At 56.8% G+C, this 13,405-nt stretch carries 10 protein-coding genes; 4 read left to right on the top strand and 6 right to left on the bottom strand.

The annotated features are described in order from the left end of the window. Window positions 1-2: 2 nt before the first annotated feature. The 3 genes from arsB to AAIH70_RS25805 all read right to left on the bottom strand — a co-directional run bounded on the left by arsB (window position 3) and on the right by AAIH70_RS25805 (window position 1,983). The gene (arsB, locus tag AAIH70_RS25795) at window positions 3-1,061 is read right to left on the bottom strand and encodes an ACR3 family arsenite efflux transporter (protein WP_430036665.1); all 1,059 of its coding nucleotides are present in this window, start codon (window positions 1,059-1,061) and stop codon (window positions 3-5) included. A 131-nt stretch (window positions 1,062-1,192) separates the two neighbouring features. Further along, the gene (gene arsN2 / locus AAIH70_RS25800) at window positions 1,193-1,636 is read right to left on the bottom strand and encodes an arsenic resistance N-acetyltransferase ArsN2 (RefSeq protein ID WP_430036474.1); all 444 of its coding nucleotides are present in this window, start codon (window positions 1,634-1,636) and stop codon (window positions 1,193-1,195) included. Next, window positions 1,630-1,983 carry an ArsR/SmtB family transcription factor gene (locus tag AAIH70_RS25805; RefSeq protein ID WP_430036476.1) on the bottom strand — a complete coding sequence of 118 codons (354 nt, stop codon included), beginning with the start codon at window positions 1,981-1,983 and terminating at the stop codon, window positions 1,630-1,632. The genes arsN2 and AAIH70_RS25805 overlap by 7 nt, the downstream gene beginning before the upstream one ends. Before the next feature lie 384 nt (window positions 1,984-2,367). Between AAIH70_RS25805 and AAIH70_RS25810 the strand changes: the two genes are divergently transcribed. Further along, the gene (locus AAIH70_RS25810) at window positions 2,368-2,763 is read left to right on the top strand and encodes a DUF1236 domain-containing protein (RefSeq protein WP_132279092.1); all 396 of its coding nucleotides are present in this window, start codon (window positions 2,368-2,370) and stop codon (window positions 2,761-2,763) included. Window positions 2,764-3,242: 479 nt separating this feature from the next. Here the strand turns inward: AAIH70_RS25810 and AAIH70_RS25815 are convergent, their stop codons facing one another. Beyond that, the gene (locus AAIH70_RS25815) at window positions 3,243-3,890 is read right to left on the bottom strand and encodes a BA14K family protein (RefSeq protein ID WP_430036478.1); all 648 of its coding nucleotides are present in this window, start codon (window positions 3,888-3,890) and stop codon (window positions 3,243-3,245) included. A 221-nt stretch (window positions 3,891-4,111) separates the two neighbouring features. Further along, window positions 4,112-4,342, bottom strand: a complete 231-nt coding sequence (locus AAIH70_RS25820) for a CrpP-related protein (protein WP_132279086.1) — start codon at window positions 4,340-4,342, stop codon at window positions 4,112-4,114. 345 nt (window positions 4,343-4,687) lie between these two features. Here AAIH70_RS25820 and AAIH70_RS25825 point away from each other — a divergent pair, with 345 nt between their 5' ends. The 3 genes from AAIH70_RS25825 (at window position 4,688) to AAIH70_RS25835 (ending at window position 9,043) form a co-directional block, all read left to right on the top strand. After that, complete coding sequence (locus AAIH70_RS25825) at window positions 4,688-4,909, top strand: hypothetical protein (protein ID WP_132279083.1); 222 nt, start codon at window positions 4,688-4,690, stop codon at window positions 4,907-4,909. A 229-nt stretch (window positions 4,910-5,138) separates the two neighbouring features. Beyond that, window positions 5,139-6,251, top strand: coding sequence for a FecR domain-containing protein (locus AAIH70_RS25830; protein ID WP_430036481.1), 1,113 nt, complete (start codon window positions 5,139-5,141; stop codon window positions 6,249-6,251). A gap of 29 nt (window positions 6,252-6,280) precedes the next feature. After that, window positions 6,281-9,043: an EAL domain-containing protein gene (locus AAIH70_RS25835; RefSeq protein ID WP_430036483.1), complete on the top strand. Its 2,763-nt coding sequence runs from the start codon at window positions 6,281-6,283 to the stop codon at window positions 9,041-9,043. A 315-nt stretch (window positions 9,044-9,358) separates the two neighbouring features. On the opposite strand, the gene AAIH70_RS25840 is transcribed toward AAIH70_RS25835, so the two are convergent. Next, entirely contained in the window at window positions 9,359-13,306 is a 3,948-nt protein-coding gene (locus AAIH70_RS25840; RefSeq protein WP_430036485.1) for a putative Ig domain-containing protein, read from the bottom strand. Window positions 13,307-13,405: the final 99 nt, after the last annotated feature.

Here is a 13,405-nt window from a genome sequence, read left to right on the forward strand (position 1 = left end):
GGTCAGGGACTTTCGATGATGGTGTTGCGGGAAACGGCGGGCGATGCCTCGTACCAACCCTTCGAGCGGTTCACGATCCAGACCACCGAGAGCATCACGGGCACCTCGATCAGGACACCGACGACGGTGGCGAGTGCCGCGCCCGACTGAAACCCGAACAGGCTGATGGCGGCGGCAACCGCGAGTTCGAAGAAGTTGCTGGCACCGATGAGCGCGGAGGGTCCGGCGACGCAATGGCGCTCGCCCGCGAGGCGGTTCAGAAGATAGGCCAGCCCCGAGTTCAGGTAGACCTGGATCAGGATCGGCACGGCCAGCAATGCGATAATAGTCGGCTGGGCGATGATCTGTTCGCCCTGGAAGGCGAAGAGAAGCACGAGCGTGGCGAGCAACGCGATGAGCGATACCGGCTGCAGCTTCGCAAGCAAGCGGTCGAGCGCGCCCGTTGTGCCGTCGGCCGTCAGGTAGCTCCGCAGTACCTGGGCGATAATGACAGGCACCACGATGTAGAGCGCGACCGACAGGGCAAGCGTCGCCCACGGCACGGTGATGGCCGAGAGACCGAGCAAGAGGCCGACGATCGGCGCGAAGGCAACGACCATGATCGCATCGTTCAGGGCGACCTGCGAGAGAGTGAACAGCGGCTCGCCCCGCGTCAGGTTCGACCAGACGAAAACCATGGCCGTGCAGGGTGCGGCGGCAAGAATGATCAGACCCGCGATATAGGAGTCGATCTGGTCCGCAGGGAGATAGGGCCGAAACAGCCACCCGACGAACAGCCAGCCCAGCAATGCCATCGAGAACGGTTTGATCGCCCAGTTGATGATCAGCGTGACGCCGATCCCACGCCAGTAGGATCCGACCTGCGCCAACGACCGGAAATCGATCTTCAGCAGCATCGGAATGATCATCAGCCAGATCAGGATCGCAACCGGGATATTGACCTTGGCGATCTCGGCGCCGCCGATGACCTGGAAGACACCGGGCATCAGGTGGCCGAGGGCAACGCCGACGGCGATGCAGAGGAAGACCCAGACGGTCAGGTATCGTTCGAAGGTGGACATCAGGTGGACTTTCCTTGCGGTAGTGACGGGCCGTCCGCCGAGGATGGCGTCGGTGGAAATAGAGCGAGCGATATCGTTCGTGCCGACGAACAGCACGTTGCAGGTCTTGTCAGTCATGGTCATTGTCCGCGTTAGGTAGGGGGCCGGTTGAACCTCATGATGGTCGCCGACGACGGGCAAATAGAAGACAGCTGGCGGGTCGCGAGTACCGCTGCCGGCACGATGGTCCGAGGCACCTCGGTAAATCCGAGAGTAGAAAAGAACGGCGCGGCGCTCGTCGTCGCGAGGAAAACGTCGCCGATGCAGTCGACTCTCTGCAAGGTCTCCTGGACGATCGCCCGTCCGAGACCATGGCTACGATGTTCAGGCAGCACGACGACAGATCGCAATAGAGCGTCGCCCGCGCAGCGCTCGATACCTGCATAGCCGATCGTATGGCCTGCGTCGGAAACGGCTCTGAAAAACGTCCGACCTTCGTCCTCGATGTCATCGGTAGGCAAGCCCGCGGCATGGAGCGCCACGCGGAAGCCCTCGTCCTGACCGGGCACCTCGATAAGGGTGACCGTGCTCAACATGGCTTCGCCCGCGGTTCGCAGCAGGGCGTGAGCTCGGCGATGAGGGGCGCACAAAGCTCAGTCGAACCGCCACAGCATTCCTTAACCAGGAACAAGGTTAGGTCACGCAGTCCGTCGAGGTCGGCTCGGTAAATGATTGACCGGCTCTGCCGCTCGCTTTTGACCAGCCCCGCACGAGACAGGGTCGCGAGATGGGCGGACATGGTGTTTTGTGGGACATCGAGCAGCCGGGCCAATTCGCCTGCTGGGACTCCATCAGGTTCTTGACGCACGAGTAGACGAAACGTCTCGAGGCGGGTGGCTTGAGCCAAGGCAGAAAGGGCGGCAATTGCGTCGTTATTTTCCATATATCCAGATTAATGGATGTATTGTAGCCTTGTCAACCGAATGAGCCAGATGCCCATATCAGCTCTTGATGAGATTCAAAGCGTCGACATACTGCAGTAGCGCTGCGAAAGCAATTAATCGTCCGTGCCGGGACAGTGAAACTGTTTCCGCCGTGGAAAAAAGGCAGCAATTTTGTCGATCGTACCCGAGAGGACGAACTTGGCAAATGCCATATATCCGCGCCACAAATGAACATGTGCGGCGTTCCTAACATTTTGGCTGTGCAGTGAAGAAACCCCTTAACTTTTGACGTGCCGACTGTAGTCTACAAGTAAACAGATACGGGAACCAACTACCCGGCTCAACGTTCTCAGACGCGCAAATAGCGCAAGGAGGAGAACGCAATGTTTAAGAGACAGGTTGTTTTGGTCGGCGCCACCCTTCTGGTCGCAGGATCAGTTTTTGCACAGGAGTCCACGGTGAATGGCGCCGCCGGTGGAGCGGTCACCGGCGCTATCGTGGGCGGCCCGGTCGGTGCCGCTGTAGGCGGTGTTGCTGGCGCGATCGTCGGCACCGCGATCGATCCGCCGCCGCAGCGTGTAGTCACATATGTTCGCGAAGCGCCCGCCCCAACGGAACAGGTTGTCGTCGAAGAGCGCGTCGTCGTCGGGGAGCCACTTCCTCAGACGATCGTTGTTCAGCAGGTGCCTGACAATCCGAACTACGGGTACGCGGTGGTCAATGACCGGCGTGTGATCATTGAGCCTTCGAGCCGCCGTGTAGTGCAGGTTATTGACTGATCCTGGCTTTGCCGCACGGACGGGACGGTGCCATCGCGGTGAGGTGGCACTGTCAATTTTGCGTCATCAGCCTGTCGACAGGATTGTCGTGAACTTGCGGCGAGCTGTTCTATTCAACGTCAGTCGTGCATCGCGGACAGGGAATAATGACGCCATTGCAGACGCAACGGCGTCTGCCAGTCCGCGTCAGAAGCGGATGCGATTCACACACTAACCGCGTTCCCTTCCATGCATTGCACGATGCTCACGACAGTGTCACTGAGATGTCTCGGAACTCGGTCTAGTCCCTGCTGGCGATAAAAGTCCGAGTTGCCCAAGTGGCCAAAAAGATGATTGGCAGCAATTGTGGCTGACCTTGCCCTGGCCCCAATGGGTTTCTCATCCATAGTTCATTAATGTGCTGCCGAGAGCCGCAATTTCCCGATAGTCTTTCACACTATTCTGCATGTAGGTGTGTTTCACAGCATAAGTATCAATCGTCAAAACCGTGCGATACTATGGTTTTGGACAGAATTGCTCGCAGACTGTGTTTCAGGGCGCTCACACTGTTTTCTGCCTCCCGAGAAGGGTTGATACGTGTTGTCGTCGAGACGGTACGAGCTATACTTCTGCATACACCAACGCGCATTCGAGTTCATCTCTTCAGCACTACTATTACCCGCTAGCTGTTGTGCAGGTACGATTAGAGTGGGAGGCAAGCAGGGTTGGCGGGATCCTCCACCGTAGGGCTGGTAGGTGTTGCTGACCGGATCGAAGGAGCGGTACCGCGCGCTGCACCATTCACGCGACTTCAATGCTTGTAGCTCGGCAGAGAGGGATTTCGGCAATGTGTTTTGTTCGTCAGATGTGCTAATATCTGTTGGCGACCCGAGCGTCCGGGTTGTGCGCTCAACGGGTTCGAGCTCGGCGATGATCGTATTACCCGACTGGGCGGCGGGAAGGCGTTGGTAAGCTTGCTGGTTGCGATCAACTCGCTTTACCTCGGATGCCCAAAGGGGCTCGTCATGCAAATTGGTGAACGAATGAGGCTTTGACTGCTGCGCGACCTCTGACGCTACCTTTAATCCGCCGGCGGCGACTGGAAGCAGACACGTAGCGAGCAAGAGACTTGTGAAAAGTTCGCGCATGAGAACAACCTGATGATTTTGCGTACGAAAATGTCGCCGCTATCAAGTGGTTCCACTGCGTATGGTTTGACTAACGCTGGTCGCGGTGTCGAAGACGTCTACGCTTTAATCGAGAGTAAGGACAAGGATTGACCTGCGCGGCAGGCACACTGTCAAAGGTCATCATTCCTCCGAGACGTCGGGGAAGCCGTCTCTCTGACCGCAAAAACAAAATCCGGGGCTTACGTAGACGCGGCCATGGACACCTTTTCAGAAAATGCGCGTGCGGCGTTTTCGATATTCCAGCCAAATATCCAGGCTTCTGCTTTTTGCAACCAGGAATCCTTTTCGAGTAAACAGCTCGCGTTCGCGATACGAGCCGCTATGGGATTATCACCCTTAGACAGGCCCAGCACACGGGCGTTCATTCCAAGCTGCTGCCAATCAATCAGGGCTTCCATGTCGAAATTCATTTCCGATCCTCATTATCGTCGCGTTTCATTCGCGAACGTTGTCTGCTGCGACAGTCTTCGAATCGAGCCTGCATGGAGACTATCTGAAATCTCAGGAAGCCTCGAGTTGAAACTGGCTCTTGAGCTGTGCGGTAGCGTACAGATAACTCCCGAGCATTTAGCGGGCATTTCGATCTCCTCTCAACTCCTGCGGCGTTACGACGTTAGACCGGTCAAAGTGTCTGCGCGAGTATTAACGGGCAACAATGGGCTAATTTCGCGACATCGCTCCTCTTGCCGAAGACGATATAGGCCTCGGTGCCGACCGACCACGCGCTTGGCCGTGTGTCCATCTAGGAATTGCAAATGGTAAGAGAGATTCGAAATGATCGGGTCCAGCAGGCCCTAGACAGCGTGGCCGAGAAAAAATCTGAGAGGCTTCAGGGGCGAGGAACGCGGCCTGCAAGCACCAACAAAAAGAAAAGCGAAAAGAACAGGCTCGACGCGAATGCCCCTGACGGAAACATTGTGCCGTCCGACGATCTTGAGATTGGGCAAAATCGTGTGCCTTCTTCTGCCCTCACATGAAATGAGGCGGTAAACGCATTCAGTAAATAGCGTATCCCTCTTATCCAGAAACGCCCTGCTCTGTCGTTCCCGCATAGTCAGCGTGTGCCCCGGATTGATCACGGAAATTTCGCCGCTCTATGGGCTGAACTTCCTATCGATTTGTTAAGGCTAGCGTCTTCTCGAAAGAGCTAATTCAACAGCTGTTAATCTAACTATGGCTCCCTGCTTCGACCGCGGGGGACCATACATGCATCGCTTTTTCATTCTTTTCAGCTTCCTTTTCGCTATGGGACAATCTGTCCACGCCGCACCAACGGAGTGGCAAGTCACTATGACGACAAGACAGGTGAACTACACGACCGATTCGAAAACTTGGCTCGCAGTCAGAGTCGGCGATGTAATTCCGAATAAGGCTTGGGTTTCCACAGGACCAAAGGGAAGGGTCCAGCTCTCTCGAGGCGTGGAGTCTGTTTCCTTTCAGCCGAACACGTTGGCAAGCATTACCACCTCCGGTTTTTTTCAAAAGACCACCGAGGTTCGCCAACAGACCGGTACTCTCGACCTCGAAATCGAGAAGCGCAGCAGGCCTCATACGACAGTCCAGACGCCGTACCTTGCCGCTGTCGTCAAAGGTACAGCGTTTCGCGTGTCAGTCACAAAGACAACTGCGAGCGTTTCTGTAACGCGTGGCCTCGTTCAAGTGAGTTCATTCGCCAGTGGTCAACGCTCGTCGTTGGGGCCTGGTCAACGTGCCGCAGTAGATGGGGTGAAAGGGATGACGGTCGCCGGGGCTGTTTCAAAGCCCTCTATTAGTGCCGTGGAACCATCAGTGGCTAGCGTGCGGGCTGTTGGCGCAACAGCGCTCAACGGCCAACCGCAGTCCACGGCCGCTGGAAAAAACTCTACGACGTCTGGCTCGACGAACAGCAATCGCGCCGACAGTGCTGGCCATTCGAAGAGCGGAAGCAGTGACGATGGTGCCGGGAACGGCAATGGGAACGGAAACGGCAACGGCAACGGCAACGGAAACGGCAACGGCAACGGCAACGGAAACGGCAACGGAAACGGCAACGGCAACGGCAACGGAAACGGAAACGGCAACGGAAACGGCAACGGAAACGGCAACGGCAACGGCAACGGCAACGGCAACGGAAACGGCAACGGCAACGGCAACGGAAACGGCAACGGCAACGGAAACGGCAACGGCAACGGAAACGGAAACGGCAACGGAAACGGCAACGGCAACGGCAACGGCAACGGCAACGGCAACGGCAACGGCAACGGCAACGGAAACGGCAACGGAAACGGCAACGGCAACGGCAACGGGAACGGGAACGGGAACGGGAACGGGAACGACTAAAGTCGCTATCGGGTGTCTAGGGGGACGTGATGGGTTTTTGGAGAAAAGTACAAACGTCACTCGCTGTTCGCGCCGCGTTAGTCGCTCTTATGTGCGCCGTGCCAGTTTGGACGGCCGTAAAGCCGTTCACCGATTACGTCGACAATGTCATTGCCAGCCTTCGTTTCAAAGCTTTGCAACGGCCGGCGAGTGGCGACGTTGTCTTCGTGGCAATCGATAAGAAAAGTCTTGATGCGGTCGGCGTCTGGCCTTGGCCACGAGGCATTCACTCGGAGATCATCGATCGACTGACAGCGGCGGGTGCTCGTGACGTTTTTCTCGATATTGACTTCAGCAACCCGTCGTCCGCCAAGGAAGATGAGAAGCTCAGGCTATCACTCATTGCTGCCGGCGGAGGCACTGTGTTGCCCGTATTCCGGCAACACGAAAGCGCCGTACCCGGATCGTCTACAAGCGTAACAAGGCCTATCCCCGCCCTCGCCTCAAATGCTTGGCTCGCGTTCGCTAACGTTGAACTTGCGGAAAGTGGGCTGATAACGACATTCAAAATGGCCGACCGATTGGACGGAAGGGTGACGCAGTCCGTACCTGCCGTCTTGGCACAAGTCGACGACACCGCTGGTACCTATCTCATAGATTATTCCATCGACCCTTCAACAATCCCCACTTTTTCTGCCTCTGAGCTAATAGATGGAAAGGTTCCACCGAGCGTTTTCGCCGATAAAGCGGTGGTTGTCGGCGCTTACGCTACTGAACTGAAGGATGTCTACCCAGTACCAATGTACGGTCCTCTGGCGGGCCCCCTGATCCATATCCTGGCGACCGAAACGATTTTGCAGCATCGATTGGGTTCGGGCGTCGATCAGACAGTACCAGAATTGATCCTCGCAGCGGCGCTCATAGGGCTAGCTGTAGCTTTCAAAGTGTATCGTCCCGTCGCTTTTTTCGCGACTGCCGTCATAATCATCTCAGCAATGGAAACCATTGCATTCATTGTGCAAGCCAATGATGCCTATGCACTGCGAACAGCAAACAGTTGGTTACTTGTCGGGCTCTCTGTCTTGCTCGCCCTCAGCGAGAGAAGTAATTTCGCCCACGTCCGGAGCCGGATCGCCGTTGCTGACTTTCAAACTTCAAAAAACACACTTCAGTCCATAATCGCGGACAGCAACGACGTCGTCCTCGTTTTCGATGAAAACCTTCGCGTTCTCGATCGGAGTGCGTCTGCTGATGACCTCGACTTAGAGCATGAGGAAGGTGACGACCACCGTCATACTATTCCAAGCGCGTTGATGCGGCATGTCGAGGAGGCCGTCCATCGTTTCAGAGCAGGCCACTCGCCCACCTACTCGGTTTCCGCGGACTTCGAAGTGGTTCGCGGCGGCTTCGAGGCCCGTTTTGAAGCATCAATTACAATTTCTCGTTCAGAACGTCTCGACGATAGGGGCGAGCAAATCTACGGGTTTATGGGAAGCGTCATCGCTCGAGACGTTACCGTCCGTCGAAAGTACGAAGCGGACCTCCTTCGAATTTCCCAGGTCGATGAATTAACCGGGCTGCTCAGCCGTCGAGAATTCATCAATCGCCTTCAGTCCATGATCGAACCGCAGGTTGTCGTCGCTGTTGGACTGCACAGATTTCCTGAGCTCAGTGCGACTCTGGGCCGCCCAGCATGCGACCAGCTGCTGCGTGCAATCGCTGGCCGCTTGTCCAGCGTCTCGCGCGTCTCGCATTTGGGCCGTGTCGATGGTGATTGCTTTGCGATGTCACTGAGCCTGCCCACTCGGGACTTCCACGAGATTCAAGCGGAAGCCGTCCTGAGACAGTTCGCGCTTCCTTTTGAAGCCGATGGGTCCGAAATCTACGTTGACGCTCGTCTGGGCATTGCATTGTTCGACGACATTAGGCTTCCGGCCGCGTCCGCTGTGGACCACGCCGAAGCAGCACTTATCGACGCGAGGTCTAACCCCAATTCCAACTGGATCGTCTACGATGAAAAACGTGCCCAGGATCAACTTCGAGCCAGAAAGCTCGAACAGGCGATGCGCTCGAGCCTGAGGAGGGATGAATTCTTTCTTGCATATCAGCCGCAGGTCGATCTCGCCACGGGGCGGATGGTAGGGGCCGAGGCACTCATGCGGTGGAGGCATCCAGATTTTGGCTTGGTTTCGCCGGGTGAGTTTATCCCCGTTGCCGAGAGCAGTGGTGTCGTGTGCGACTTGGGCACATGGGCGCTTCAAAATGCCTGCGCAACGGCGATGACATGGCCACCTCATATGACCGTGGCAGTTAACGTCTCCCCCATTCAGTTTGCCAAGACAGATATGGTGGCTGAGGTGAAAAGAGCTTTGGCAGAAAGCGGGCTGGCCGCCCACCGCCTTCACCTTGAGATCACCGAATCCGCTTTCTTGGACGGAACAGAGCGTTTATTGGGCGTCATTTCACAGTTGAGAAGTCTCGGCGTTTGCATCGCGCTTGACGATTTCGGTACCGGCTATTCATCCCTCAGCTATATGTCTGGTTTCCCGTTGGACAAGCTGAAGATAGACCAGTCCTTTGTCCGCAAGCTGACGACCGACCATCAGTCTCTTCTGATCGTAAAAGCAGTAATCTCTCTCGCTCAGGGCCTCGGGCTGAAGCTTGTCGCTGAAGGTATTGAGAACGAAGAAGAGCGGCGGATTCTCGCCGAATTGCAATGTGAGGAAGGACAGGGCTACCTATTTGGGAGACCACAGAGTGCTGGAGAGATTATGCAGCAACTAGCAATCGGGAATGTTAACGAGGCTGCCTAACCACTTATGGAGCACTAAACAGATCGGCCTGTTCAGGATATTGCGATCGAAAAAAGTTCGAGTGTAGAAGTTCTTGATAGGATCTGAACCGTCGACCTGTTTATTTGCGTGCTAAAAAATGTAGGCAGGTCAATGCGTTGTTCCTTTGATTCAGCCGAAGTATCTAGCTCAAGCAGTCTGTGCGAAGAAACTGACGCAGCACGATGATTGTTGAGAAGGATTGCCCTCTGAATTTTGGTGTCGCGGCAAGCGTACGGTAAGCACAGCTCGCCGCACGGTTGAGCAGTGGTCGTCGCTCGGACGCATGGCACCCTTCTAGAACCGCCCACTGATTCCCACTCTTGCACCAGCCGATTGCTCGCCATCGCCTTCGATGTTGAACAGCAAGCCGAAATCGACATCGAACTCCTGGCTCGTCTGCATCGACAATCCGGCGGACACCTGCGCGAATGCACCGGCGCCATCCATCCCAGAGAAGCCAGCTGTGGCGCCGATCTTCGGTGTCAACACGAGGTCGTTGTCCAGCGTGACCTGCCGCGATATTTCTGCACCAAGGCTGGCGCGTAATTGCTCGCTGGTGAAGCCGTCGAGATCAAGGATATCACCCGCGCCGTTCGTAACGGAATAATCGTCAACCGTTTCCGACATGTAGACCGCACGAAGCTTGGGCGTGAGCACCGTGACCTCATCAAGGTTCCACTGCCCCTTGATGGAGGTGTCGAACAGCCAGCGACTGGTATCGAATGTGCCGTCCCAGAACCGGGTATCGATATCGTTGGCAGAGCCGCCGTAAAGCAGACTCGTATCCCAGAAGACATTCTTGCCAATTTCGAATGAAGCGTAGGGGCCGGCGAGCCAGCCGTTGCCGGTCAGGGTCGTATCCTCATTGGTTGGATCCGTCATCCGGTCGTAGTGGAAAGAGACTCCTAGCAGCGCCTTATCGGAAAACAGGTAATCCGCCCCGGCGGAAACCATTGCAAAGTTACCCCACTTGTTTCCGTTTTCCTCGCGATTATGGGCGAAGAAGGTTCCATCGATCCAGATGTTGAACGAAGAGAAGTATCCCCCTGCCCCACCATCGACGGCATCTCTTGCAGACTCCAACTGTGCAAGGCTGGTAGAGAAGCCGAGTGTCATACCCTCTGCAGATGGCATCATGCGGGCCGTGACCGGATCGGTTGCTGTTGCCATACGGCGTCGTTCCATCAGGCCGGGAACCTTGATGGACGAGGCTATCATGTTTTGCCGTGTCTGCACGAAACCACGCACCAGATTGTCGATATCCTCGGCGACCTGAGTTGGGCTAAAGCCAATATTGTAGGTGACCGTGCCAGTATTTGAGACTCCGAGCGCGCTGGTGAGACGGAAGCCGATGCGGACCTGACCCGCATATGCAGGGTTGGGAATGAACTTCAGGTACCAGCCGGTCGGCGTTGGGCCACCTGCTTGGGCAAACTCGCCATTGACGATACTGACCGTGCCGGCGTTTGCTGGCTCCACAAACGTCAGATCGCCTGAAACAAAGGGCCCCCCTGTCGCCCCTCCCGCCAGATTGACGTTTGCAGGTGAAGAGCCAGCTGGAACCGATACGACCTTGTCATCGACGGTGACGGCACGAGGCGCAACTTTCAAGGTATAGCTAGCCGTGCCTATATCACCGTTGTTGTCGCGCGCCTGGATGGTAAAGCTGTAGTCTCCTTCGGATCCAGCGGCCAGCGGGCCAGTGAGTTCACCTGTCGAGACATTGAGAACCACGCCGTTCGGTAAACTTCCAGACGAGAGGCTGTAGATCAGCGGCGCTGCGCCGCCTGTGGCTGAGATGGCCTGACTATAGTCTTCGCCAGCCATCGCCTCCGTCAGCGCACCGCCGGAGGGGGAGAAGGTGAAGGAAACCGCCGGAGCAGCCGCGATCGCCAGTGTGTAATTCGCATCACCGGTATTGGCCGGAGTGCTGCTATCGTTGACCGTTACCACGACAGAGGAATTGCCAGCTGCCGTCGGAGTACCAGATATCGTACCGGTTGAGGCGTTGAGAGTAAGGCCCGCCGGCAGTCCGGTAGCGTCATAGGTGTAAGGTGCGGTCCCACCCGTTGCACTGACGGAGCCGGAATAGGCGGTTCCGACTGTTCCAGACGTCAAGGCACCAGATGCTGGCGAGACGGTGAGTGTTACAGCTTGCGACGTCACTGCGAGCGCATAGGCCGAACTGCCTGCTGCATTGTTGGCATCGGTTGCCGTCACGGTGAAGCTTGCGTTTCCAGCCGTCGTCAGTGTGCCGGAGATCACCCCTGTCGACATATCCAGCGTCAGGCCCGCAGGAAGCGATCCGGAACTTACGGCATAAGTGTAGGGCGAAGCGCCCCCGGAGGCTGCAACAGTCTGGCTGTAAGCCGTTCCGACCGTTGCGCCCGTCAGCGTGCCAGCCGCTGGCGAGAAGGCAAAGGTTGGGGCCGATACCGTGATGCTGACAGTTGCGGCCGTCGAGGTTCCGGCCGTGTTGGTCGCGGTATAAGTGAAACTGTCAGCTCCGGAGTAACCAGCCGTCGGCGTGTAGGTGATCGATGTTCCGGCGATGCTCGCCGTGCCGTGGGCGGGGTTCGATGCGATGGCAACAGAGTTTGCAGCGCCACCGGTAATGTTGAGGGCAATCGGATTGGCCAACGAATTGGCCGCAACCGTCGCGCTGACATTGTTGGCAACAGGAAGCTGAACGGCCGCCGCCGGGGTCACCGAATTGGATGCAGCGGATGCGGCGCTTGAACCGACGCTGTTGGTAGCGACGACGGTGAAGGTATAGGCCGTGCCATTGGTCAGGCCGGTCACTGTGATCGGGCTCGCCGCACCGGTCGCGGTTGCGCCGCCGGGGCTGGCCGTGAAGGTATATCCGGTGATCGCGGCTCCGCCATTGGCGGACGGTGCGGTGAAGGACACAGTCGCCCCGCCATCGCCTGCCGTTGCTGCCCCGATCGTTGGAGCGCCGGGAACCACGGCTGCAATGGCGAGCGTATAGCTCGCACTGCCCGTTGCGCTGTTGGCATCGGTGGCCGCCACAGTGAAGGCGGCGTATCCACCTGTCGTCGGGGTGCCTGAGATCACCCCTGTTGAGGTATTCAGCGCCAGACCCGCAGGAAGCGATCCGGAGGTTACGGCATAGCTATAGGGTGATGTACCCCCCGAAACCGAAACGGCCTCGCTGTAAGCCGTTCCAACTGTCCCGGTTGTCAAAGCGCCCGAGCTCGGCGAGACTGTGAGTGGCACCGATATGGCAGCTATGGCCAGCGTATAACTTGCCGATGCTGCAGTGTTGTTTGCATCCGTTGCTGTGACAGCAAAGCTGTAGCTGCCAGCCGTCGTCGGCGTCCCGACGATGGCACCAGTCGCAGTGTTGAGCGTCACGCCCGCTGGAAGCGCACCTGAATTGACAGAGTAGGAATAGGGCAAGCTCCCACCTGAAACCGTAATGGTCTGAGAAAAGACCGTGCCGACGGTGCCTGAGTTTAGTGCTCCAGAAGGAGGCATCAGGCTCAGGTTCGCCGCCGTATAGCTATATCCGCTAGAAAGCGTTGCCGTTCCGTTAGCCGTGGTCACCACGACATCGACGGAGCCTGCAGCGTGCGCTGGGGTTGCCGCGGTGACCGAGGTGGCGCTGTTGACCGTATAACTGGTCGCAGCCGTCCCACCGAAGGTCACGCCTGTCGCACCGGTAAAGTTGGTCCCGGTGATCGTTACCAAAGTACCGCCGGCCGTCGTGCCAGCGTTGGGGTTCACAGATATCACACTTGGTGTGGATAGCTGGCCCGAGCAAACGATGGAGAAAGCGCTGAGGTAGGTCCGTGCGTTCAAAGCAATATAAAGCCCTGAGGTACTTAGAGAGTTGTTGGTGCCGGACTGCTGTCCTTGAGAGCCTGAATAACTTGAGTAGACATAAACTGCGGCAAGGTCGTAAGTCGAAAGTCGAATATTAGCAGAAGCAGTTTGATTAGTTTTGGGATCCGTCCCGTTATCAGTAAACGACACAGTGATCGTTTCGCCCGTGTCAAAGGCAGAAGCCGCAAATCGGCCGGTGTACGACGTCGTCCCACTCTGGTTATTCAAGGTGCTGCATGCGGCAGACAAAGCGTAGGCGGGCGAAAAGCCAGTCGCACCGACAGCTAACAATGCCACGACGAACGAAATGAGCATTTGAACCAGTGAAAGGCGGCTAAAACGCTGGTTGCTGTCGCATTGGTTCGAGCATTTCCACAATCCCGCACCTGTACTCATCGATTAGCCATTTCCCGCCCGAATCTATATGAGTGAATTAGCATAAAAAAATATCGAAAATCCAAATTATTGCTGGATTTGGATATCCGTTTGTCAGCT

Origin of the sequence: Neorhizobium sp. BT27B, from assembly GCF_050455485.1 — a bacterium.
Taxonomy (GTDB): domain Bacteria; phylum Pseudomonadota; class Alphaproteobacteria; order Rhizobiales; family Rhizobiaceae; genus Neorhizobium.

Coding starts and splice junctions, on each gene's coding strand:
- arsB (WP_430036665.1), bottom strand. CDS start 1,061: ATGTCCACCTTCGAACGATACCTGACCGTCTGGGTCTTCCTCTGCATC.
- arsN2 (WP_430036474.1), bottom strand. CDS start 1,636: ATGTTGAGCACGGTCACCCTTATCGAGGTGCCCGGTCAGGACGAGGGC.
- AAIH70_RS25805 (WP_430036476.1), bottom strand. CDS start 1,983: ATGGAAAATAACGACGCAATTGCCGCCCTTTCTGCCTTGGCTCAAGCC.
- AAIH70_RS25810 (WP_132279092.1), top strand. CDS start 2,368: ATGTTTAAGAGACAGGTTGTTTTGGTCGGCGCCACCCTTCTGGTCGCA.
- AAIH70_RS25815 (WP_430036478.1), bottom strand. CDS start 3,890: ATGCGCGAACTTTTCACAAGTCTCTTGCTCGCTACGTGTCTGCTTCCA.
- AAIH70_RS25820 (WP_132279086.1), bottom strand. CDS start 4,342: ATGAATTTCGACATGGAAGCCCTGATTGATTGGCAGCAGCTTGGAATG.
- AAIH70_RS25825 (WP_132279083.1), top strand. CDS start 4,688: ATGGTAAGAGAGATTCGAAATGATCGGGTCCAGCAGGCCCTAGACAGC.
- AAIH70_RS25830 (WP_430036481.1), top strand. CDS start 5,139: ATGCATCGCTTTTTCATTCTTTTCAGCTTCCTTTTCGCTATGGGACAA.
- AAIH70_RS25835 (WP_430036483.1), top strand. CDS start 6,281: ATGGGTTTTTGGAGAAAAGTACAAACGTCACTCGCTGTTCGCGCCGCG.
- AAIH70_RS25840 (WP_430036485.1), bottom strand. CDS start 13,306: ATGAGTACAGGTGCGGGATTGTGGAAATGCTCGAACCAATGCGACAGC.